Consider the following 23,634-nt stretch of genomic DNA (forward strand, 5'->3'; position numbering starts at 1 on the left):
TCCTACCTGCCCCGGACACCGGAGAGCGCGTCAATCTTCACTTTCAATTGCCGCAATGCAAATGGATAGACATTGGTTGAGGCGGCAACTCCGGCCAACAGCGCCGCATGACGCAAGCCACGTTCTGTTTGCGGCACCGCCTATGGCAATCAGGGTCGGTCAACTGCCGGCGCGAGTCGCGCAGGACCGTGCTTCTCCACCCCAGCCACCTCAGACTTGGCCGCTGCGGTGGACCTCATGAGCGCGACGCGCCCACGTCCCGGGACTCCCCCTCAGTCCGCGCAAGACGCCTTCCGCGCCGCCGCGTACTCCACCGCCGTCGCCGCCACGATCTCGGCCACGCTGCCCAGCGCGCGCACGCCCGACACGCTGTGGCCCGCGCTCCAGATGTCCTTCCAGCGTTGCGCCTCGCTGCCTGATGCGCCGAACAGCCGCGCCGCGCCGTCCGCACCGAGACCTTCGGGCAGTGCCTTCGGGTCGAGCCCGGCCGCGCACACCGATGCTTCGAGCATGTTCGCCGGCAGGCCGGTGAATGCGTCGCTCAGCAGCACGTCGTCGAACTCCGACGCGACCAGCATGCGCTTGTAGGCGGGGTCGGCCAGGCTCTCGTCCGCGGCGATGAAGCGCGTGCCCATGTAGGCCAGGTCGCAGCCCAGCGCCTTCGCGGCCCACAGCGCATGGCCGTCGGACATGCCGCCGGCCAGCACGACCGGCCCGTCGTAGAACGCGCGGACCGCCCGCACGAAGGCGAAGCCGTTGACCCAGCCGGTCTGCCCGCCCGCCCCGGCGCTCAGCAGCACCAGTCCGTCGACGCCGGCCTCCACCGCCTTGTGCGCATGCCGCAGCGACGCAACGTCGGCCAGCACCTTGCAGCCGATGCCATGCAACGGACCGACCACAGCGGCCGGCGAGCCGACGCTGGTGATCACCAGTTCCACGCGGTGGCGCAGCAGCACGGCGAGTTGCTCGGCGAGGGCTTCGTGCCGCACGATCAGGTTCGGGCAGAACGGCGCGTCGTCCGGCCCCAGCGCCGCTTCGATATGGCCGAGCCAGTCGTCGAGCTCAGCCGCGCTGCGGCAGTTGGCGGTCGGAAACGCGCCGATCACGCCGGCACGACAGGCCGCGATCACCAGCTCGGGCCCGGACACGCGGAACATCGGCGCGCTGATCAGCGGCAGCTTCAAACGGCGGGCAATCGACGCGGGCAAGGTCATCTGGACATTCCTTCGGCCAGCGGGGTTCCGCGCGCGTTGCACACCTTGCGCACGTTGCGCAGGCCGCTCATGCGACGCCCCGATCCTTGCCGGCCCAGTGTGGCGCACGCAGTGCCTTCTTGTCGATCTTGCCCAGCGCCGTCAGCGGCAAGGCATCGACGAACTGCACCTGCTTGGGCGCGTGCTGTGCGCCCTTGCGCGCCTTCACCAGGCCGATCAGGCCGGCGGCGTCGACCTGCGCGCCGGGCTTCGCGACGACCACGGCCAGCACGGCCTCGCCCCAGCGCGCATCGGGCACGCCGACCACCGCGGCCATCGCCACCGCGGGGTCGGAGGTCAGCACGTCCTCGATCTCGCGCGGGTACACGTTGAAGCCGCCGCTCACGATCATGTCCTTGGTGCGGTCGACCACGAACAGATGGCCTTCGTCGTCGGCACGCGCGATGTCGCCGGTGTGCAGCCAGCCGTCGACCACGGTGCTGCGCGTGAGTTCGTCGCGCTGCCAGTAACCGTCCATCGCGTGCGGCGCGCGCACGCAGATCTCGCCGGCCTCGCCGAGCGCGACGGGTTGCCCCTGCGCGTCCAGCAGGCGCACATCGGTCGACACCAGCGGCGAGCCGCAGGACGTGAACAGGTCGGGCCGCGTCACGTCATGGTCACCCTTGCGCAGCAGGCTGATCGGGTAGCACTCGGTCTGGCCGTAGAGCTGCGAGAACACCGGCCCGATCCGCTCGATGCCTTCGAGCAACCGCGTCGGCGACATCGGCGACGCGCCGTACAACAGCAGCTCGAGCGACGACAGGTCGGCACGGCCCATCGCCGGATCGTCGAGCAGCGTGTAGATCATGGTCGGCACGAGCAGGCTCATGTTGAGCCGCTCGCGTTCGAGCGTCGCGAGAAAGCGCGACGGGTCGAACTTCTGCATCAGGTGCACGCTGCCGCCGCGCAGCAGCGTCGGCATGATCTTGGTGCCGGCCACATGGCTGATAGGCGCCGCGGCGAGGTAGCGCGGCACGGCCGGCAGCTCGAAGTCGGCCAGGATCGCGCGCCACATCGCGGCATGGCCGTGCTGGCGCCGCACCGCAGCCTTCGACTTGCCGGTGGTGCCGCCGGTGTAGTTGAAGGTGGCGATGTCGTCGTGCCGCGCCAGGTCGCGCGGCGTGCAGGCGCCGGCGGCGTCCGCAGCCGCGAGCAGGTCGCGCCCGAAGCGCGCGGGGCCGAGCGTCCAGACCGCCTGCAGCCCATCGGCGCCCGACGCGAGTTCGCCACCGCGGTCATGGAAGGCGGCGGCGTCGACCACCAGCGCATGCACGCGTGCATCGGCCAGTTGCTCGACCTGGTCGGCCAGTGCGCCCATCGGATGCAGCCAGGTGATGGCGCCGCCCAGCGCCTGCGCGGCGACCTCGGCGCACCACGCGTCGGCGCGGTTCGCACTCAGCAGTGCGAGCCGCAACGGCTCCTGCAGATCAAGCGACGAAAAGACGGCCTGGAAGCGCGCAATGGTGTCCAGCGCGCCGGCATAGCGCAGGCTGCCGCCGTCCCAGGTGAAGGCCGGTCGGTCCGGAAAGCGCCGCAGCGCACGGAAGACCAGCGCGGAAGCGGTCGGCGCGTGCCAGGCCGCGCTCGTGGTTCCAGGTGCCTGTGTCATGGCGAGTTCGTTCCGGGTTCGGTGAAGGCGGCGGTCCAGTCGATCACCACGCGGCCGGTGGTCAGTCGGTCTTCGGCCATGGCGATGGCGCTCGGCCAGTCCGCCACCGGCACGCGCGCCGCCACGGCGGGACGCAGCAGGCCGCGCGTGAACAGGTCGACGGTCAGCGCCAGGTTGGCGCGGTTGGCCTCGGGTTCGCGCTCGCGGAACTGGCGCACGTCGACGCCGACCAGCGACGCGCCCTTGAGCAGCGCGAGGTTGGTGCGCAGTTCGGCGATCGCGCCTTCGGCAAAGCCGACCACCAGATGCCGGCCGCCCCAGCGCAGGGTGCGGAAGGCCGGGTCGGTCGCCCGCCCGCCGATCGGGTCGAGCACCACGTCGACGCCGCCGTCCGACACCGCCTTGACCTGCGCGGCCCAGTCCGGCGCGGCCATGTCCACCGCGACGTCCGCACCGGCCTCGCGCACCGCCGCGCACTTGGCGGCGCCGGTCGCGGCACCGACGACCCAGGCGCCGAGCGCCTTCGCGGTCTGCACCGCCGCCAGCCCCACGCCGCCGGCCGCACCGAGCACCAGCACGCGCTCGCCGGCACGCAGGCGGGCACGCTCATGCAGCGCGTAGACGGCGGTCGCGAAGGTCACGGGCAGCGCGGCGGCCGCGCCCGCGTCCGCATCGGCCGGCACCGGGCAGACCGCCGACGCGGGCGCGCAGACGACTTCGGCCCAGGCACCGCCGAACACCGTGCCGGTCACGCGCGTGCCCGGGCGAAGCGTGTCCGGCACACCCGCGCCGCATTGCGTGACGACGCCGCAGAACTCGGTGCCGGGCACGAAGGGCAGCGCCGGCTTGATCTGGTAGCGGCCACGCGCCATCAGCAGGTCGACGTACGAGATCGTGTTGGCCTCGACGCGGACCTGCACCTCGCCCGCGGCGGGCTCCGGTGCGGGCAGCACCGCGAGCTGCCACGACGCGAGGCCGTCGAAGCCGTGGGCCTGAAGGCTGCGCATCGGCTCAGCCCGCCGCGAGCGCGCTGGCCCGCGCCAGCGACGCGCGGCACTCGGCCACCATGCGTTCGAGCAGCTCCGCGCAGGTCGGGATGTCCTGGATCAGCCCGACCGTCTGGCCGGCCCAGACCAGGCCGCCGTCGACCTCGCCGCTCTGCAGCGTGGCACGGCCGCGCTGTCCGGCAACCAGCGGCTGGATGTCCTTGAACTCGCAGCCGCCGGGGCGGCGCTCGGTCGCCACGACTTCGTCGGACACCGCGTTCTTCAGCACCCGGCCGCTGTTGTGCAGCGTGCGGAAGATCAGCTGCGTCTCGCGCTCCGACGCGCGCACAAGCGCCTGCTTGATGTTCTCGTGGATCGGCGCCTCGACCGTCGCGCAGAAGCGCGTGCCCATGTTCACGCCCTCGGCGCCGAGCGCAAGGGCCGCCGCCATGCCGGCACCGCTGGCGATGCCGCCGGACGCGATCACCGGAATGCGCAGTCGCTGCGCGGCGAGCGGTATCAGCACCAGGCCACCGACGTCGTCCTCGCCCGGGTGGCCCGCGCACTCGAAGCCGTCGATGCTGATCACGTCGACGCCATTGCGTTCGGCCGACAGCGCGTGCCGCACGCTCGTGCACTTGTGGACGATGGTCACGCCGGCCGCCTTGAGCTTTTCGATGAAGTCCTTCGGGCTGTTGCCGGCGGTCTCGACGACGCGCACGCCACTGCGGATCACGACGTCGACGTACTCGGCATACGGCGGCGGCTTGACCGACGGCAGGATGGTGAGGTTCACGCCAAAGGGCGCATCGGTCATCGTGCGGCAGCGCGCGATCTCGGCGGCCAGCGCGTCCGGGCTCGGCTGGGTGAGCGCGGTCAGCACGCCCAGCCCGCCCGCGTTGGACACCGCGGACGCCATCTCGGCGGTGCCCACCCATTGCATGCCGCCCTGGAGGATCGGGTAGCGGATGCCCAGCAGTTCGGTGATTCGTGTCTTCATGTGCGATGCGGGAGTCGGTGCCGGATCAATGCGCGCTGTAGTACGGCGCGGTGGCGCCGAGCGTGCTCTTGGCCCGCGTCAGTTCGTGGCGCGCGATGGTGCGCAGGTGCACCTCGTCCGGGCCGTCGAAGAAGCGCATCGCGCGGCCCCACGACCACAGGAAGGACAGCGGCGTGTCCGGCGTGACGCCCATCGCGCCGAACACCTGGATCGCGCGGTCGACCACCCGGGTCTGCAATTGCGCCGCGACCAGCTTGATGGCCGACACGTCGATGTGCGCGGCCTTGTTGCCGTAGGTGTCCATCTTCCAGGCCGCCTGCAGCACGAAGAGGCGCGCCTGGTCGATCTCCACACGCGAATAGCCGATCCAGTCCTGCACGTTGGCGAAGTCGCTGAGCTGCTTGCCGAAGGCCTTGCGCGTCAGCGCGCGCTCGCACATCAGCTCCATCGCCAGCTCGCACTGGCCGATGGTGCGCATGCAGTGGTGCACGCGGCCCGGGCCGAGCCGCGCCTGCGCCAGCGCGAAGCCCGCGTTCTCTTCGCCCAGCAGGTTCGAGACCGGCACGCGCACGTTGGTGAAGGTCACTTCGCAGTGCCCCTCGGGCGCATGGTGATGCATGATGGCCACGTTGCGCACGATACGGAAACCCGGCGTGTCCAGCGGCACGATGACCATCGAATGCCGGCGATGCTTGGGCGCATCGGCGCTCTCGTCGGTCACACCCATCACGATCGCGAACTTGCAGTGCGGGTGCATCGCGCCGGTGGTGAACCACTTGCGCCCGTTGATCACGTAGTCGCCGCCGTCGCGCCGGATCGTGGTCTGGATGTTGGTCGCATCGGACGACGCGACGTCCGGCTCGGTCATCGCGAAGCACGAGCGAATCGCGCCGTCGAGCAGTGGCTCCAGCCAGCGCGTGCGCTGCTCGGGCGACGCATGCAGTTCCAGCAGTTCCATGTTGCCGGTGTCCGGCGCGTTGCAGTTGAACACCTCGGACGCCCACGGCACACGGCCCATGATCTCGGCCAGCGGCGCGTACTGCATGTTGCTCAGCTGCGTGCCCGGCTGGTCGGGCTTCAGGCCGGGCAGGAACAGGTTCCACAGGCCGGCCTCGCGCGCCATCCGCTTCAGCGGCTCGACCACGTCGGTCGGGTAGGTGCCCGACGCGGCGATGCGCTCGAACTCCGCGTTGCGCGGCAAAACCTGCTCGTCCATGAAGCGGCGCAGCGTGCGCTGCATCTCCTGGACATCTTCTGGAAGCGCGAAATGCAAGGTGTACTCCTGGGGAATATGGAACGGATGTCAGTGGAAGCGGGCGCCGGACGCCGCCATGGCGCGCATGCGGTCGGTCGGCCGGAAGGCCGCGCCCAGCGCCGCGAGCCGGTCGCAGCGCGCGACGACTTCGGCCAGGCCGAGCCAGTCGGCGTACTGCAGCGGGCCGCCCGCATAGGCCGGAAAGCCCAGGCCCATCAGCAGCGCCATGTCGAGTTCGGCCGGCGTGCCGACCACGCCTTCTTCCAGCGCGTGGGCGGCCTCCACGACCATCGGCAGCATGAGCCGGTCGACGATCTCGGCCGGCGTGAAGTCGCGCGGTCCGTTGTGCTGCAGCGGCGCCAGCAGCGCATGCGTGTCGCCGGCCGGCACGCGGCGCGGCTTGCCCTGCGAGTTGGGCTCGTAGCGATAGAAGCCGAAGCCGCTCTTCTGGCCGTAGCGGCCGGCGCGCGCCATCAGGCGCAGCGCGTCGTCGGCGAAGGCCGGCATCCGCTGCGGATAGCCCGCGGAGATCACGTCGTTGACGTGGCTGCCGGTGTCCATGCCGATCACGTCTTCCAGATAGGCCGGGCCCATCGGCCAGCCGAAGGCTTCCATGGCCGCGTCGATCTTCACGAAGTCGCCGCCGTCCGCCACGAGCTGCAGGAAGCCGCGCATGTACGCGGTGAACACGCGGTTGACCAGGAAGCCGGGGCAGTCCTTCACCACGATCGGCGTCTTGCCCATCGCAGCCGCATAGCCGACGGCGGCGGCCACGGCCGCGTCGCTGGTCTTCGTGCCCTTGACCACCTCGACCAGCGGCATCATCGGCACCGGATTGAAGAAGTGCATGCCGACCAGGTCCTGCGGGCGCTGCAGCGCCGTCGCGATGTCGTCGATCCGCAGGCTCGAGGTGTTCGATGCGATCACGGTGCCCGGCTTCAGCCCGGCTTCGAGTTCGGCCAGCACCTTCTGCTTGACTTCGAGCTTCTCGACGATCGCCTCGACCACGAGGTCGACGGCGTCGAAGCCCGCGTTGTCGATCTGCGGCTGGATCGACGCCAGCACGGCGGCGCCCCTGGGCTCCGAGAGGCGGCCGGACGCGAGCTGGCGGCCGACCTGTTTGCGCGCCTCGTCCATGCCCTGGTCGAGCGCCTTCTGGCTGATGTCCTTCATGCGCACCGGGATGCCCTTCAGCGCGCTGGCAAAGGCGATGCCGCCGCCCATGATGCCGGCGCCGAGCACCGCGGCCTGGCGCACCGGTTGCGCGGCCTTGGCATGACGCCTGGCCGTCTTCCTGACGGCCTGCTCGTTGAGAAAGGTGCGCACCATCGACACCGCGGCCTGCGTGCGCGCGATCTCGCCGAAGGTGCCGGCCTCCAGCTCCAGCGCGCCGCGCTGGTCGAGCCCGGCGCCGGCCCGCATCATGTCGATCGCGGCCAGCGCCGCGGGCTGGTGAGGCGCCGCCTGGCGTACCGCCCTGGCACGCGCCTCCGCAAAAGCGGCGTCGGCCTGGGCCTGCGGCATCGCGAGCTTCTCGCGCTTGCGCTGCTGGCTGGCCTGCCAGTCGAAGCCGCCGTCCATCGCGCGCTGCAGCCATTCGAGCGCCTTGGCGCGCAGTGCCTCGGGCGCGGCGACGTCGTCGACCACACCGGCGGCCAACGCGGCATCGGCCTTCGCCGGCTTGCCGGTCGACACCCATTCGCAGGCCACCGCCGGTCCGGCCTGTCGCACCAGCCGGACCGTGCCGCCGAAGCCCGGAAACAGCCCGAGCTTGACCTCGGGCACGCCGATCTGTGCCGCAGTCGACATCACGCGGATGCTGTTGGCCAGCGCGAACTCGAGCCCGCCGCCGAGCGCGAAGCCGTTGATCGCGACCACGGTGGGCACCGGCAGGCTTTCGAACTCGACGAAGACCGCATTGCGCCGCAGCACGTCGGCCGCGATGTCCGCGGCGGGCTGGCTGAACATCTCGCCGAACTCGGTGATGTCGGCGCCGACGATGAACACGTCCTTGGCGCTGGTGACGAGCACGCCGCGCAGGTCCGGCTGCGCCTTGAGGAAGCGCGTGGCCTCCTCCAGTTCCATCACCGTGCGGTTGTCGAACTTGTTGACCGACTCGCCCTGGCGGTCGAAGCACAACTCATGGACACCCGGCACCGCGGTCGCCACGACCCGCACGCTCTGTCTCTCGAACATCATCACAACTCCTGCGCCCGCGACGTGCCGGCGGCCTGCGATGAGTCTAGGAATCCGGGGGCCGGCGGACCATCGTCGGAACGGACGAATGCGCAGCCGGCCCGGCCCTTCAGAGGCGTTCGAAGATCGTCACGTTCGCCAGGCCACCGCCTTCGCACATGGTCTGCAACCCGAAGCGGGCACCCCGGTCGCGCAGCGCGTGGACCAGGGTCGTGGCGAGCTTGGTCCCCGATGCGCCCAGCGGATGGCCGAGCGCGATGGCGCCGCCGTTCACGTTCAGGCGCGCGGGGTCGGCGCCGGTGGCCTGGAGCCACGCCAGCGGCACCGACGCGAAAGCCTCGTTGACTTCGAAGAGATCGATGTCGCCGATCCGCAGGCCCGCCTTGTCGAGTGCGCGCTTCGTGGCCGGAATGGGCGCCTCCAGCATGATCACCGGGTCGTGGCCGATCACGGTCATGTGGTGCACGCGGGCGAGCGGCTCGACGCCGAGGGCCTTCAGGCCGCGCTCGTTGACCACCATCATGCCGCTGGCGCCGTCGCAGATCTGGCTTGCCGTGGCCGCGGTCAGGCGCCCGCCTTCGGCGATGAGCTTCACGCCGGCAATGCCTTCCAGCGTCGCGCCCGCCCGGATGCCCTCGTCCGCGGTGTGCAGCTCGCCGGGGTCGCTGCCATCCGCGGGGCGTGCGGCGATCGCAACGATCTCCTTCGCGAAGCGCCCGGCGCGCGTGGCCTCGGCCGCCTTGCGATGGCTGTCGAGCGCATACGCGTCGAGCTGCGCCTTCTGCAGGCCGTAGTTCCTGGCGATCGCCTCCGCGCCGGTGAACTGGCTGAACTCCACGCCGGGGTAACGCGCCTGCATCAGCGGGCTCACATAGAAGCCCAGGCCGTTCTTCAGCGGCAGGGTCGCCGGCATGCCCATGGGCACGCGCGTCATGCTTTCCACGCCGGCGGCGATCACCACGTCCATGGTCCCGGACATCACGGCCTGCGCCGCGAAATGCAGGGCCTGTTGCGAAGAGCCGCATTGGCGGTCGACCGACGTGCCCGGCACCGACTCCGGCAGCTTCGATGCGAGCACCGCGTTGCGCGCGATGTTGGTCGCCTGCTCGCCCGCCTGCCCGACGCAGCCCAGGATGACGTCGTCCACCAGCGCAGGGTCGGCGCCGGTGCGCTCCAGCAGCGCGTTGAGCACCTGCGCGGCCAGGTCGGCCGGATGCCATCCGGCAAGACGGCCGCCACGGCGGCCTCCGGCGGTGCGGGCCGCGGCGACGATATAGGCTTCAGGCATGGGAATCTCCTTGTGAAAGTGTGAAGGGTGCGTGTGCTTGTGCTCGCGCGTGTGCTTGGGAGTCGCTCGGCGGCCCGAAGCGCAGCGTGCCGCGGCTCAGCGCGACCGTTGAAACGCCGAGGATGCGTGTCTCGAAGGTCGCGGTGCCCGGTGCGCCGCGCCACACGCGGGTTTCCAGCGTGTCGCCCGGCCGCACCGGCGCGCTGAAGCGGACGCCCAGGTGCCGCATGCGCTCGGGCGCATCGCCGCAGACGTGCCGCAGCAGATCGCGGCCGATCGCACCGAAGGCGCAGGCGCCATGCAGGATCGGCCGGTCGAAGCCGATCCGCGCGGCGGCTTCCGGGTCCACATGCAGCGGGTTGAGGTCGCCGCTGAGCCGGTAGATCAGCGCGGCGCGCGGCGATATCGGTGTGACGAACTGCCAGTCGGGCTTCGCTGCCGGCTCGGCACGCGGCGACGGCGCTGCCGGCGGTGGCGCAGCGACCTGCGCCGGCCCCGAGAAGCCGCCGTTGCCCTGCAGCAGATAGGTGCCGCGTTCGACCGACAGGAGTGCGGCGCTGCCCTGCTCCACCAGCCTGCGTTCGTAGTGCAGCACCGCGCCGATGCGCGGACCCTTGTCGACCAGCCCGGTGATCCGCGTCATGCCGACCACGGTGCCCGCGGCCGGCAAGGGCCGATGCAGGTCCAGCGCGATCTCGCCATGCAGCACACGCGCCAGGTCGATGCCGGTTCTCGGGTCGCCGAGAAAGTCGCTCCGCCCGACGCCGAGCGTGATGGCCATCGTCGGCAGCACGCGGATGTGCTTCTCGTAGACGAAACGCAGTTCGTCGGCGTCGACGGGCCACGTGCCGGCTCCTGCACCAACACCGACACCGACGCCGACGCCCAACGCGTAGAGGATGCAGTCGCGCACGTCGTACCGGTGCACGGCACGCTGCTCCGGCCAGCCGAGCAGCAGCGCGGTGTCCAGCGGCTGCGGCGGCGCCGCCTGACGCACGGGCACAGGCACGGGCACAGGCGCGGGCATCAGTCGGCGGCGCCCGCGCCGTAGCGTGGCGGGCGCTTCTCGAGGAATGCCGCAATGCCTTCCTCGAAGTCCTCGCCCTGGGTGCACAGCACCTGGTTGCGGTCTTCGAGCGCGATGACGGCTTCGAGCGATCCGGCGTCGATGGCGTGGCCCAGCGCTTCCTTGGTGAGCCGCAGGCCCAGCGGCGTGGCGGCGAGCATGTCGGTCGCCAGCGCGCGTGCCTCGGCCTCCAGCTGCGGCAGTTCCACGACGTTGCTGAAGAGGCCCAGCGCCGCGCCGCGCCGGGCGTCCAGGAAGCGGCCGGTCAGCAGCAGTTCGGCGGCCACCGAGCTGCCGACCATGCGCGGCAGGAAGTAGCTCACGCCGACGTCGCAACCGCTCAGGCCGACCCGGATGAAGGACGCGTTCATCCGCAGGTCCGGCGTGGCCAGGCGCACGTCCGACGCCAGGCCGAGCGCCATGCCGCCGCCGCTGGCCGCGCCGTGCAGCATCGCGATGATCGGCTGCGGACAGCGCCGCATGGCCAGCATGATGTCGCGCACGGTGCGCTGCTGCCCCATCGCCACGGCGACGCTCTTGCTGATGTCGCGGCGTTGCTGGTCCTTGAGGTCGAGCCCCGCGCAGAAGGCGCGGCCGGCGCCGCGCAGCACCACCACGCGCACGCTCGGGTCGTCGTACAGCGCGGTGAAGAAGGTGAACAGTTCGCGCATCAGCACGAGGCTGAGCGCATTCAGGCGCTCGGGCCGGTTCAGGGTGACCCAGGCGATCTCGCCTTCCTTCACCACGTCCATGTGTTCGAAATGCATCGGAGGGGTCCTCACATCGCGCGGGCGATGACTTCTTTCATGATCTCGTTGGTGCCGCCGTAGATGCGCTGGATGCGTGCATCCACGTACATCCGGCCGACCAGGTATTCGTTCATGTAGCCGTAGCCGCCGAACAGCTGGACGCATTCGTCGACCACCCGGGCCTGCGCCTCCGACACCCAATACTTCGCCATCGATGCGGTCGCGGTGTCGAGCGTTCCGTCGACCAGCTTCTGGACGCACTGGTCGACGAAGGCGCGGGCGACGCGCGTGGTGGTGGCGATCTCGGCCAGCTTGAAGCGGGTGTTCTGGAACTCGCCGATCGGCTTGCCGAAGGCGCGCCGCTGGCGGACGTAGTCGAGCGTCGCCTGGTAGGCGCCTTCCATGGCCGCCAGCCCGATGACGGCGATCACCGTGCGCTCGTACGGAAGGTCGGCCATGAGCTGCGTGAAGCCCTGCCCTTCCTGGCCGCCCAGGATGTTCGCTGCCGGAACGCGCACGTTGTCGAAGAACAGCTCCGACGTGTCTTGCGCCTTCAGGCCGATCTTGTCGAGCACGCGGCCGACGCGGAAGCCCGCGCAGTCCCGTGTCTCCACCAGCACGATGGACGTGCCGCGGGCGCGCTGCGCCGGGTCCGTCTTCGCGACGACCAGCACCAGGCCGGCCAGCAGCCCGTTCGAGATGAAGGTCTTGGCGCCGTTGAGCACGTAATGCGCGCCCTCGCGTTGTGCTCGCAATCGGATGCCTTGCAGGTCGGACCCGGCATCGGGTTCGGTCATCGCGATCGCGCCGACCAGTTCGCCACTGGACAGCCGCGGCAGGTACTCGCGCTTCTGGGCTTCCGTGCCGTGGTTGAAGACGTAGTGCGCCACGATGTTGTGGACCGAAGCGTTCATCCCGGTCAGCCCGCGGCGCGACATCTCCTCGTAGAGCACGACCATGTGCCGGTAGTCGCCGCCACCGCCGCCGTAATCGACGGGAAGATCGGCGCAGAGCAGGCCCAGCTCGCCGGCCTTGCGCCAGAGTGCGTGGCCGACGTGGCCCTGCTTGCGTGCGGCTTCGTCCGCGGGAAGCATCTCGTCTTCGACGAAGCGCGCCACGGTGTCGCGGTAGGTGGAAATATCACTGTCCTGCCAGGCGACAGGGAATTCGATGGCCATGGTTCTGTGTGTTCCTGGTGTGAGCCGCGATGCGGCGGATGAAGCGGGTTCAGCGCCCGCCGAACTCGGGCGGTCGCTTCTCGAAGAAGGCGCGCACGCCTTCCTGGAAGGTGGGCCGGTCGAGCAGTTCGCGCTGGCGCGTGGCTTCGTGGGCGAGCTGTGCGGCCAGGTCGTTGCGGCCGGCCGCGTCGAAGGCCGCACGCGTCTCGACGATGCCGTGTGCCGGCAGCGCGGCGAGGCGCTTCGCGATCTGCAGCGCCCGTTCGGCGAGATCGGCATCCTCGGTGCATTCCGCAATCAGACCCCATTGCTCCGCACGTTGCGCGCTCAGCCTGTCGCCGAGCAGACTCAGCGCCGTCGCGCGCGCACGCCCGACCAGCTGCATCAGGAACCAGGTGATGCCGGCGTCGGGCAGCAGCCCGAGCTTCGGGACGAAGGGCAGATAGAAGTACGCCGAGCGGCCCGCCAGCACGATGTCGCCCGCCAGCGCCAGCCCGACGCCGGCACCGGCCGCCGCGCCCTGCACCGCACACACTACCGGAACGGGCAGGCTGCGCAGTTGTTCGATCATCGGGTTGGTCAGCTCGCGCATCAGCCGCTCGGTCTGCGTGCCCACGGTGTCGCCGGCTTCCACCTGGCCGAGCGACGAGAGATCGGCGCCCACGCTGAAGGCCTTGCCGTTGGCGGTGATGAGCAGCGCGCGCACCGACGTGTCGGCGCGGATGCGCGCCAGCGCGGCGAGCATTTCGTGCTGCAGCGCGATGCTCAGCGGGTTCATGCGTGCCGCGTCGTCGATCACGATCCGCGCAATGCCGTCCTCGACGCCATAGCGCAGGCGCGCAGGCGCCGCGCCGGCCGGTTGTGCGGGTTCAGTCATGGTATTTGCGTCCTTCCGTGGCCATGCGGCGCATCTGCGCCGTGGCGTGATATGCGGTGCCGAGTGCGGCGTACCTGTCGCTCAGCGCCACCACTGTGTCCAGGCCCAGCCAGTCGGCGTAGCGCAGCGGTCCGCCGAGGTACGCGGGAAAGCCGACGCCGAGCAGCAGCGCCATGTCGATCTCGGCCGCGCTCGCGACGACGCCGTCTTCGAGCGCGCGGCCGGCTTCGAGGATCAGCGGCAGCATCAGGCGGTCGACCATCTCGCGGTCGCTGAAAGCCTTGGGGCCGCCCGGCTGCACGGCGCGCAGCAGCGCATGGCTGTCTTCCGCCAGGCACTTGCGCGGCTTGCCCTTCGGGTCGACCTCGTAGCGGTAGAAGCCCAGTCCGTTCTTCTGGCCGAAGCGCTGGTTCGCCACCATCAGTTGCAGCGCGTTGTGCGGCAGTGGCGGCATGCGGTCCGGATAGCCTTCGGAGATCACGCCCAGCACATGGGCGCCGGTGTCCATGCCGACCACGTCCTGCAGATAGGCCGGCCCCATCGGCCAGCCGAAGGCCTCGAGCGCACGGTCGACCTGCACGAAGTCCGCGCCGTCGGCCACCAGTTGCAGGAAGGCGCGCGTGTAGTGCGTGAGGATGCGGTTGACCAGGAAGCCGGGGCAGTCCTTCACCACCACCGGCACCTTGCCCATCGCGAGGGCGTGCCGCACGGCGGTCGACACCGCGGCGTCCGATGTGCGCGTTCCCTGGATGACTTCGACCAGCCGCATGACCGGCACCGGGTTGAAGAAGTGCATCCCGACGAAGTTCTGCGGCCGCGCGAGCGCCTCGCCGATGTGGTCGATGCGCAGGCTGGAGGTGTTGGACGCGATGACCGTCTCCGGCGAGACGGCCTGCTCCAGCGCCGACAGCACCGCGTGCTTGAGCGCCAGTTGTTCCGGCACGGCTTCGATGACCATGTCCAGGTGCTCGAAGCCCGCCGTGTCCAGCTGGGGCGTGATGCGCGACAGCACCTGGTCGGCGTCGGCCTGCGACCGGCCACGCTGCACCAGCCTCGTCAACTGCTTGCGGGCCTCGCCGATGCCGATGTCGAGCTGTGTCGCCGACACGTCCTTCATCCGCACGGCCACGCCTGCGAGCGCGCTCGCATAGGCGATGCCGCCACCCATGATGCCGGCGCCCACCACCGCCAGCTGCCGCACCGGCTGCCCCTGCGCCGCATGCGCCCTGAATTTCTTCTTGAGCTTCTGGTCGTTGAGAAAGGTCTGCACCAGCGAGCCGGCGGCCTGGGTCTTGGCGATCTCCGCGAACGCGTGGGCCTCGGCGGCCAGTGCCGCCGCGCGGTCTAATGCCGACGAGCGGCCGATGAGTTCGACCGCCGCCAGCCGCGCCGGCTGATGCTTGCCCGAAGCCGCGTTGGCACGCGCGCTGGCATCGGCGATCAGCGCGGCGGACTCGCCCGCCGCGGCCACCGCCACCAGCTTGCGCGCCCGCCGCGGGCGCCAGTCGAGCTCGCCGGAGATGGCGCGCTTGAGCATGCCGAGCGCCACGCCCTGCAAGGCATCGGGCGGGCTGGCCGCATCGACGACGCCGGCGCGCAGTGCCTCGTCGGCGCCTTGCGGCTTGCCGCTGCTGATCCACTCCGCCGCCGTGGCGATGCCGGCGACGCGCGGCAGCCGCACCGTGCCGCCCAGGCCGGGGAACAGGCCCAGCGTGACTTCCGGCAGGCCGACCTGCGCGGTCGTCGACATCACGCGCAACTGGGTCGCCAGTGCAAGCTCCAGCCCGCCACCCAGCGCGAAGCCGTTGATGACGGACAGCGTCGGCACCGGCAAGTCTTCCAGTGCGACGAACACCGCGTTGGACCGAATCGTGTGTTCGGCGAGCGCCTGCTTCTCCATGCCGAAGGTCGCGGTGAATTCCGTGATGTCGGCGCCCACGATGAAGACTTCCTTCGCGCTGGTGACCAGCACGCCCCGCACGCGCGGCTCGGCCGCCAGCGCGGCAACCGCCTCGCCCAGCTCCCGCAGCGTGCGCGCGTCCAGCTTGTTGATGGCCTCGCCCTGCCGGTCGAAGCAGAGCTGTGCAATGCCCTCCTCCAGCCAGCGCACGCTCAGGCTTTTTCCTTCGTACATATCGTTCCTTCCAGTGTCGATTCCATGGGAATTGCGGGGCCGCGGGCGCGGCTCAACGTCCGGTCCAGCGCGGCGGACGCTTCTCGACGAAGGCGAGCGACCCTTCGATGGCGTCCTGGCTCAGGCCGATGCGCGTCCAGACCTCGTCGGACAGCTCGCGCAGCGCGGCCTCGTCGATTTCCTTGGCGCGACGCGCGATGCGCAGGCTCTCGCGCACGGCCAGCGGCCCGTTGGCCGCGATGCGGCGCGCCAGTTCAAGCGCTTCGGCGACGGCCTGGCCTGGCGGCGCCAGGCGGTTCGCCAAGCCGAACGCCTGCGCGCGTTGTGCCGTCATCGGGTCACCGGTCAGGATGAGCTCGGTCGCGACATGCGGCGGCAAGGCCCTGACCAGGCGGTAGAGGCCGCCCGCCGCAGCCGCCAGCCCGCGGGTGACTTCGGGCAGACCGAACACCGCGTTCGCGTCCGCCACCACGAGGTCGCACGCCAGCGCGATCTCGCAGCCGCCGGCGAGCGCCGGCCCGTTGATGGCGGCGACCCAGGGCTTGGCGCGCTGTGCGTTGACGAAGCCGGCAAAGCCGTGCTGATTGCGCAGCGCCGAAGACCGGCCGGCCGCCACCTCCTTCAGGTCGGCGCCCGCACAGAACGCGCTGCCGGCGCCCGTGAGCACGACGACGCGGACGTCGTCGTCCGACTCCAGCGCATCCACCACCGCGCTCAGCCCGTCGCGCAATGCGCCATTGACGGCGTTGCGCGCCGCCGGACGGTTCAACGTCACGATGGCGACGTGATCCGGCCGGCGCTCCAGCAGGACGGCATCGGACTCAGGCATGCGCGGCTCCATAGGCTTGTTCCAGCAACGGGTTGTTGGCCATCTCCGCCGCAGGGCCGCTGCCGACGACGCGGCCGGACTGCATCACGAAGCAGGTGTCGGCGATCTCCAGCGCCCGCTCGACCAGTTGCTCGACCAGCAGCAGCGCGCAGCCTTCGCTGCGCAGCCGCACGAGGATCTCCAGCACCTGGTCGACGATCACCGGCGCGAGGCCGAGCGAGGGTTCGTCCAGCATCAGCAGTTGCGGCGACCGCATCAGCGCCTGCGCGATGGCGAGCATCTGCTGCTGCCCGCCCGACATCGCGCCGGCCATCACCTGCGGCCGTTCGGCCAGCGCGGGGAACAGCGCCCACACGTGCTCGTAGCGCCGCGCCTCCTCGGCGCGGCTCAGGCCGGCGCCATAGAGACCCAGCTCGAGGTTGTCCTGCACGCTCTGCTGGCGGAACAGGCGCCGGTTCTCTGCCACGTGCAGCAGGCCGCGCTGGACGATCCGCTGCGGCGGCTCGCCGCCGATGTCCTTGCCGCCGTAGACGATGCGTCCGGCCGTCGGCGGCAACAGGCCCGACACCGTTTTCAGCAGCGTGCTCTTGCCCGCGCCGTTGCTGCCGACCAGCGCGCAGATCTGGCCCGGCATCACCGTCAGGCTCACCTTCTCCAGCACGGCCACGGAACCGTAACCGGCACTCAGCCCTTCGATGGCCAGCAGGGGCTGCGCCGCTGCGATGTGCGCGTCACGCATGGGCGACCTCCGCCTTGACTTCGTCGTCCTTGCGCAGCGCACGCGCACCCATGTACGCGGCGATGACCCGCTCATCGGTGAAGACGCTGGCGGGCTTGCCCGTCGCCAGCACCTTGCCCTGCTCCAGCACCGTGACGTGCTGCGCCAGGCTGGCGACCATGTCGAGATGGTGTTCGACGATGACGATGGTCGTGCCGATGTCCGAGATGGCGCGGATCAGCTGGACCAGCCCGTCGAGTTCGCTCATCGACAGCCCGGCTGCGGGCTCGTCCAGCAGCAGCAACCGCGGCCGCGCGACCAGTGCACGCGCGATCTCGACCAGGCGCTGCTGCCCATGAGGCACCTTGCCGGCGAGTTGCCCGGCATGCGGGTCGAGCCCGACGAAGCGCAGGTAGTTCATCGCTTCCGCCTCGCGTTCGGCGCGCTCGCGTTGCGCGCTGGGGAGGTTCAGCATGACGGCGGCCAGCCCCGCCTTCTCGCTGGCGAAGGTGCCGAGCATCACGTTCTCGAGCACGGACAGCTCGGGCACCAGCTTCGGCGTCTGGAAGGAACGGCGGATGCCGTCGCGTGCCAGCGCATCGGTGCTGCGGTCGCGCACGGCGACGCCGTCGACCTCGATCCGTCCGTCGTCGAAGGGGTAGAAGCCGGTGATCAGGTTCAGCAGCGTCGTCTTGCCGGACCCGTTCGGGCCGACCAGTGCGTGCACGCTGCCGGCCTCGACATCGAGCGACACGCCTTGCAGCGCAGCGACACCGCCGAAGCGCTTGCCCACCGCATCGACCTGGAGCCGGGCGCCGCGCACGCGAGGGATCTTCACGTCCGCGGCCACCACCGGCGCCGCCTGTGGCCTGCCGAAGCCGTAGCGCTCGCGCAGCGAGGTCAGCGCCCCGGCGATGCCGTCGGGCGCGAACCGGACCAGCAGCAGCAGGCCGATGCCGTAGATCAGCAGCCGCCAGGTCTTCAGGTCGCTCAGCAGCTCGGGCAGCAGGAAGAAGGCCAGCGTTCCATACAACGGGCCATACAGCCGACCCATGCCGCCGAGCACCACCACCAGCAGGAAGAAGATCGACAGCTCGCCCGAGAAGTCGTCGGGCGTGATCACCGTCTTCTGCACCGCGAAGAACGCGCCCGCGCCGCCCGTGAGCACCGCGCTGTAGGCGAAGGCGAACAGCTTCAGGCGCACCAGCGACACGCCGCTGCCCATGGCCGCCAGCGGGTTGTCGCGCATGGCCAGCAGCGCCCGGCCGTAGCGCGAGTCGATCAGGTTGCGGCTGCAGTAGAACGCCAGCATGCAGAACGCAAACACCGTCCAGTAGAGATCGCGTTCCGTGAAGACGTAGCTGCCGATGGACGGCATCGCGATGCCGATCACGCCCGCGAAGCCGTGCGTGAACGGCTGCCATTCGACCAGCAGGCTCTGCACCACCTGGGTGAAGGCGAGCGTGATGAGCGCGAAGTACCAGGCGGACACCCGGAACGCCGGTATCGCCATCACCGCGCCGACCGCCGCGGTGCAGACCAGCGCGACGGGCAGCATCAGCCAGAACGACTGGTGGTAGTCGGCCATGCCGATCGCCGCGACGTAGGCGCCCACGGCCATCAGCGCACCGTGGCCGATGGAGGTCTGGCCGCCGTAGCCGCTCAGGAAATTGAGCCCCAGCGCGACGGCGAAGTAGACCCAGACCTGCGTGGCCACGAAGAGCACGTACGAGCTGGACGTGAACAGCGGAATGGCGCCCAGGACCGCGAACACGGTGATGGCCGTGCCCGACGAACCCAGGCCGGCGAAGTGCAGCCGCGCCGGCTTGACCGGTTGTTGCGAGATGGAGTTGGTCATACGGCCCTCAGCGTTGCGCGGCCGAACACGCCCTGCGGGCGCACCAGCAGGACCAGGAGCATCGTCACGAAGGACGCCGCGTCCTGGTAGCCGGGCGACAGGAAGGTGGACGCGACCACTTCCACGAGACCGAGCAGATAGCCGCCGACGATGGCGCCGCGGTTGTAGCCGATGCCGCCCAGCGCGGCGGCCTCGAAGCCCTTGATGAGCATCATGGCGCCCATCGAGATCGACGCGAAGAGGATCGGCCCGGCCAGCACGCCCGCCACCGCCGCGACGCCGCCGCCGATGGCGAAGGACAGCGCCGCGAGCCGGCGCGGATCGATGCCGCGCAGCAGCGATGCCTCGCGGTCCTCCGAGATCGCCAGCATCGCCTTGCCGGCGCGCGTGCGATAGAAGCGCTCGGCCATCAGCACCAGGACCAGCACCAGCACCACCAGGAAGATCTGGTAGCTGCTCACGTGCTGGCCCGCGACCAGCGCGTGCGTCGAGAACGGCGGCGGTGGCGGCAGCGGCTTCGGGTCCGGACCGACCAGCTTGCCGACGAGGTCCTCGATGACCATCGAGACGGCCAGCGTGCTGACCACCCAGCCGTGCCCCGCGCCGCCGCGTCGGCCCATCAGCGGTGCGACGGCCAGCACGTCGGTCAGGAAGGACAGCGCGGCACCGAGCACCAGCGACGCCAGTGCCGCGAGGTACCAGGGCAGGCCGAACTTCGCGAGCAGCGAGGAGCACACGATGGCGCCCAGCATCACCAGGTTGCCCTGCGCGATGTTGAAGACGTTGGTCGGCCGGTAGATGATGTTGATGCTCACGCCGGCCAGCGCATAGATGCTGCCGATCGTGATGCCCTGGATGAGGATGGTGAAGTCCATGGGCACCTCAGGCCAGCCGCTGGCGGAACACGCTGCCTTGCGAGCGCGGGTCCTTCGAGGACGTGGCGCTCGCGATCGCCAGCTCGGCCATCGACACGCCGCAGTGGTTCTCCGGCGTGAAGCTGATCTTGCAGCGGATGCCCTGGAAGCCCTTGACGTTGTCCAGCGCGGTCTTGATGCGCTTGCTGTCGAAGGTCTTCTCCTGCTCGATCACCTGCTTGAGCAGATAGAGGAAGTCGTAGAAAGGGCTCGACGCGACGTTGTACGGCGACGTGACGTCGGGGTAGGTCAGCATCTTCTTCGCGAAGGCGATCTGCTTCGGCCCGGGCGCCTCGGCGTCCGACCAGGTCAGCCCCTTGAAGCACACGCCGCTGGCGTTCTTCAGCGCCTCCGCGGGCACGAGATCGAAGAGCGACTCGTAGAGCAGCCCGGCGTGGCCGGTGATCGGCGGAAACCACTGCTGCTCCGACATCGCGTTGAGCACCTGGGCGGCCGGTGGCGCGCTGCCCAGGAAGTTGATGATGACCTCCGTGCCGGCCTTGCGCAGGTTCGTGATGTAGGGCGTGGCGGTGGCGCCGGCCAGCGGCAGGGTCTGGACGGTGGTCGCCGTCAGGCCCAGGCGGTCGAGCGTCGCCTTGAACGCGATGGTCGCGGCCTCACCGGTCGACGTGTTCTCGACCAGCAGGCCGAAGCGCTTCACGCCCTTGGTGTGGAAGTGGTCGACGCAGAGGTCGCAGATCATCTGCACCGAATGGAACAGCACGAAGCTGTAGGGGTACGCATTGCCGTCCATCGGCTTGGTGCCGTGGGTGAAGCAGGCCTGCACGATCTGGGACTGCGTGGCCGTGGGCAGCGATGCCAGGCATTGCGCGTCGCCCGTCGGTCCGAGCACGTAGTCGATGTTGTCCGACTTCAGCCGCTTGATGACGCCGGGCTGCTTGGTCGGCGAGCCTTCGTCGTCGAGCTCGACGCGTTCCACCGGCCGGCCGAGGATGCCGCCCGCGGCATTGATCTCGTCCAGCGCCATCAGCCCGGTGACGTACAGCGAGGCGAAGCTGGACGCGAAACGTCCGGTGGTCGGCCGCACCCAGCCGACCCGGAAGGGATCCGTGGATGACGTGGCGGCCAGCAGCGACAGCGGCGCGGCCGCGGCCGTCGCCACCGCGAGCTGCGCGGCGGTCGCCAGCAGTGCACGGCGGCTGAGGGTGCCGTCCTGGTTCTCGAGGCTCAACGTTGAACTCATGTTTGTCTCCAGTCTTCTTGTGTGTGGCCTTCGCGTGCTCGAGGCGGCGCGCGACAGGTGGGTTGCCAGGTCGATGGCGCATGGCTGCGCCGCCTTCGGTCCGGTTGCGCGCTCAGCGTGTGGGCACCTCCTTGTCGTTCGAGCCTGTCTTCTCGTCCATCTTCTCGGCATGGCGGACGAACATGTGCGCGTGGTACGGGCCGTTGCCCCACACCGCTTCGAAGACGTGCAGATGCTTGAAGTGCCGCCCCACGGCGCATTCCTGCGTCATCCCGATGCCGCCATGCAGCTGCACGGCCTGGCTGCCGACGAAGAAGGCGGCCCGGCCGATGCGGGACTTGGCCGCGGCGACCAGGCGCCGCCGTTCGTGGCCGCCCTCGTCGAGCGCCGCCACGGCGCGCCGCAGCATCGCGCGGGAGATCGCAAGCTCGCCGTACATCTCCGCCAGCCGATGCTGCAGCGCCTGGAAGGTCGACAGCGTGCTGCCGAACTGCTTGCGGGTCTGCAGGTAGTCGAGCGTGGTCGTGAACAGCGTGTCCATCGTGCCGACGGCGTCGGCGCAGGCCATCGCGATCGCCAGCGCGGTGGCCGCTTCCAGGTGGTCTGCCGCAGCCGCACCCGCATCGATCAGTGCGCCGGCATCGAGTTCGACGTCGGCCAGTTCGATGTCCGCCATGACCTGGCCGTCCAGTGCGCGGTAGCGCCGGCAGGCGAGTCCGCTGGCCTCGCTCGGCACCAGGAACAGTGCCGGCGAGCCGGGCCCGCCATCCGCCGCCGTCCAGTGCGCGGACACGATGAACGCGTCGGCCATCGCGCCGCCCATGACCGCACGCTGCCGGCCACGCAGCACGATGGCGTCGCCCTGCGTCCGCGCCAGCACCGCGGCCGATGCACCCGCCGTTCGCGCGATGCCTGCGCCCTCGTCGTGCGCGAGCGCCACGACCCATTGCCCTGCGCCCAGACGCTCGACCGCGTCGCGGCGGCGCGCGGCAGGCCAGTCGGCATGCGCCAGCAGGTACGACGGCGCCAGCCAGCAGGCGCCGAGCGGCTGCGCCACGCCGCCGCGGCCGAGCGCCTCGCACACGACGGCGACGTCGGCGCTCGACCCGCCCAGGCCGCCGGCACTCTCCGACGTGCCCAGCCCGAGGAAGCCGGTGTCGGCCAGCCGCTGCCAGCGCGTGCGCGCCAGGCCAGCGTCGCCTGCGGCAAAGGCGCTCCAGCCTTCTTCACCGCACGACGCGGCGAAGCGCTCGGCGCTCTGCTGCAGCAGCGTCTGGTCTTCGGTCAGCGGCACCGGCGCGGGCTGCTGGCCGTTCAACAGCAGCTTGGCGATGATGTTCTTCTGGATCTCCGTCGAACCGCCATAGATGGTGGCCGCGCGGCGAAAGAGGTACTCCGCGGTCGCGCTCGATGCGTGGGCCGGCTGGACCTGCAGCGCCGCGTCGGAACCCGCGGGCGCATCGTGTGGCACGAAAGCCGCCGCATGCAGGCCCAGCGACTCGACCTGCATGCCCAGCAGGGACTGCATCAGCTCGGTCCCGTGGATCTTCAGCGCCGAAGGCGTCAACGGGCTGGTGTCGTCGAACTCGATGGTGCCGATCGCCGCGGCCTCGAGCGCGATCAGGTCGATCTCCAGCTTCGCGACCCGGCTGCGGAACACGGGGTCGTCCAGCAGGCAGGCGCCGTCACGATACGGCGACGGCGCGTGGCGCGCCATCTCCAGCAGCGTCGACAGATAGCGCTTGTTGCGCGGCACGTCGGCCGTGGTCACCCGCTCGTGGCCGAGCAGGAACTTGGCGTAGTCCCAGCCCTTTCCTTCCTCGCCGACCAGGTTCCCGACCGGCACCCTGACGTCATCGAGAAAGACCTCGCAGAGGCTTTCGCCTTCGTCGATCGACTGGATCGGGCGCACCTGGATGCCGGGCGAGCGCATCGGGATCAGCAGAAAGGAGATGCCGCGCTGCGCCTTGGCCTGGGTGTCGGTGCGCACCAGGCAGAACAGCATGTCGGCCATGAAGGCCTGCGAGGTCCAGATCTTCTGGCCGTTCACGACGTAGACCGCGTCCGCGCCATCGCCTTCGCGCACGGCCAGGGTCCGGAGCGACGCGAGGTCCGAGCCGGAGCCCGGCTCCGAGAAGCCCTGCGCCCAGAACTCCCGGCCTTCGCGGATCGGCGCCAGGTAGCGGTCTTTCTGCGCCTGCGTGCCGAAGCTGTAGATCACCGGCCCCACCAGCGAGACGCCCTGGATGTTGTTCGCAGGCGCACCCGCGCGCATCAGCTCTTCCTCGAAGAGATAGCGGCGCCATGCGGACCAGCCCGGGCCGCCGTGGGCCTCGGGCCAGTTCGGCACCGACCATCCGGCCCGCGCCAGCAGCGCCATGATGCCGAGCATGTCTTCGCGCGACGGATGCACGTCCGTGCGTCCGCGCGCGGCCATGTCCGCAGGCAGGTTCCGGCTCAGGAACTCACGTACATCGGCGACGAAGCGGGCGTCGCCTTCGGCTGTGTCGATACTCACGG

Annotated in this window: 18 protein-coding genes; all 18 read right to left on the reverse strand. The window is 70.2% G+C overall.

Going from position 1 to position 23,634, the window contains the following annotated elements; translation table 11 throughout:
• Positions 1–272 precede the first annotated feature (272 nt).
• Positions 273–1,214: an NAD(P)H-dependent flavin oxidoreductase gene (locus AC07PZ_RS11575; protein WP_495295232.1), complete on the reverse strand. Its 942-nt coding sequence runs from the start codon at positions 1,212–1,214 to the stop codon at positions 273–275.
• Between the two features lie 67 nt (positions 1,215–1,281).
• Complete coding sequence (locus tag AC07PZ_RS11580) at positions 1,282–2,862, reverse strand: AMP-binding protein (RefSeq protein ID WP_495295233.1); 1,581 nt, start codon at positions 2,860–2,862, stop codon at positions 1,282–1,284.
• On the reverse strand, positions 2,859–3,869 hold the full coding sequence (locus tag AC07PZ_RS11585) for an NADPH:quinone oxidoreductase family protein (protein ID WP_495295234.1): 1,011 nt from the start codon (positions 3,867–3,869) through the stop codon (positions 2,859–2,861). The genes AC07PZ_RS11580 and AC07PZ_RS11585 overlap by 4 nt, the downstream gene beginning before the upstream one ends.
• A 4-nt stretch (positions 3,870–3,873) precedes the next feature.
• Complete coding sequence (locus tag AC07PZ_RS11590; protein WP_495295235.1) at positions 3,874–4,848, reverse strand: NAD(P)H-dependent flavin oxidoreductase; 975 nt, start codon at positions 4,846–4,848, stop codon at positions 3,874–3,876.
• 25 nt (positions 4,849–4,873) lie between these two features.
• Positions 4,874–6,121 (reverse strand): acyl-CoA dehydrogenase family protein, encoded by a 1,248-nt coding sequence (locus tag AC07PZ_RS11595; RefSeq protein ID WP_495295236.1) that lies wholly within the window; start codon positions 6,119–6,121, stop codon positions 4,874–4,876.
• 30 nt (positions 6,122–6,151) lie between these two features.
• Positions 6,152–8,299 (reverse strand): fatty acid oxidation complex subunit alpha FadB, encoded by a 2,148-nt coding sequence (gene fadB / locus AC07PZ_RS11600; protein WP_495295237.1) that lies wholly within the window; start codon positions 8,297–8,299, stop codon positions 6,152–6,154.
• Positions 8,300–8,408: 109 nt separating this feature from the next.
• Complete coding sequence (locus tag AC07PZ_RS11605; RefSeq protein ID WP_495295238.1) at positions 8,409–9,587, reverse strand: acetyl-CoA C-acetyltransferase; 1,179 nt, start codon at positions 9,585–9,587, stop codon at positions 8,409–8,411.
• A complete protein-coding gene (locus AC07PZ_RS11610) occupies positions 9,580–10,614 on the reverse strand; it encodes a MaoC/PaaZ C-terminal domain-containing protein (protein ID WP_495295239.1) in 1,035 nt (344 codons plus the stop codon). The genes AC07PZ_RS11605 and AC07PZ_RS11610 overlap by 8 nt, the downstream gene beginning before the upstream one ends.
• Entirely contained in the window at positions 10,614–11,420 is an 807-nt protein-coding gene (locus tag AC07PZ_RS11615) for an enoyl-CoA hydratase/isomerase family protein (protein ID WP_495295240.1), read from the reverse strand. The genes AC07PZ_RS11610 and AC07PZ_RS11615 overlap by 1 nt, the downstream gene beginning before the upstream one ends.
• Positions 11,421–11,431: 11 nt before the next feature.
• Entirely contained in the window at positions 11,432–12,580 is a 1,149-nt protein-coding gene (locus tag AC07PZ_RS11620) for an acyl-CoA dehydrogenase family protein (protein ID WP_495295241.1), read from the reverse strand.
• 49 nt (positions 12,581–12,629) lie between these two features.
• Positions 12,630–13,457 carry an enoyl-CoA hydratase-related protein gene (locus tag AC07PZ_RS11625; protein ID WP_495295242.1) on the reverse strand — a complete coding sequence of 276 codons (828 nt, stop codon included), beginning with the start codon at positions 13,455–13,457 and terminating at the stop codon, positions 12,630–12,632.
• Entirely contained in the window at positions 13,450–15,591 is a 2,142-nt protein-coding gene (gene fadB / locus AC07PZ_RS11630; RefSeq protein ID WP_495295243.1) for a fatty acid oxidation complex subunit alpha FadB, read from the reverse strand. The genes AC07PZ_RS11625 and fadB (AC07PZ_RS11630) overlap by 8 nt, the downstream gene beginning before the upstream one ends.
• 52 nt (positions 15,592–15,643) lie before the next feature.
• Positions 15,644–16,420 (reverse strand): crotonase/enoyl-CoA hydratase family protein, encoded by a 777-nt coding sequence (locus AC07PZ_RS11635; RefSeq protein WP_495295244.1) that lies wholly within the window; start codon positions 16,418–16,420, stop codon positions 15,644–15,646.
• Complete coding sequence (locus AC07PZ_RS11640; protein ID WP_495295245.1) at positions 16,413–17,159, reverse strand: ABC transporter ATP-binding protein; 747 nt, start codon at positions 17,157–17,159, stop codon at positions 16,413–16,415. Before AC07PZ_RS11640 ends, AC07PZ_RS11635 begins: the two co-directional genes overlap by 8 nt.
• The gene (locus AC07PZ_RS11645) at positions 17,152–18,996 is read right to left on the reverse strand and encodes a branched-chain amino acid ABC transporter ATP-binding protein/permease (RefSeq protein WP_495295246.1); all 1,845 of its coding nucleotides are present in this window, start codon (positions 18,994–18,996) and stop codon (positions 17,152–17,154) included. The genes AC07PZ_RS11640 and AC07PZ_RS11645 overlap by 8 nt, the downstream gene beginning before the upstream one ends.
• Positions 18,993–19,871, reverse strand: a complete 879-nt coding sequence (locus tag AC07PZ_RS11650) for a branched-chain amino acid ABC transporter permease (RefSeq protein ID WP_495295247.1) — start codon at positions 19,869–19,871, stop codon at positions 18,993–18,995. The genes AC07PZ_RS11645 and AC07PZ_RS11650 overlap by 4 nt, the downstream gene beginning before the upstream one ends.
• A 7-nt stretch (positions 19,872–19,878) precedes the next feature.
• Positions 19,879–21,114 (reverse strand): ABC transporter substrate-binding protein, encoded by a 1,236-nt coding sequence (locus AC07PZ_RS11655; protein WP_495295248.1) that lies wholly within the window; start codon positions 21,112–21,114, stop codon positions 19,879–19,881.
• A 112-nt stretch (positions 21,115–21,226) separates the two neighbouring features.
• Complete coding sequence (locus AC07PZ_RS11660) at positions 21,227–23,632, reverse strand: acyl-CoA dehydrogenase family protein (protein WP_495295249.1); 2,406 nt, start codon at positions 23,630–23,632, stop codon at positions 21,227–21,229.
• Positions 23,633–23,634: the final 2 nt, after the last annotated feature.

This window comes from Variovorax sp. GW821-FHT10B04 (assembly GCF_059415645.1).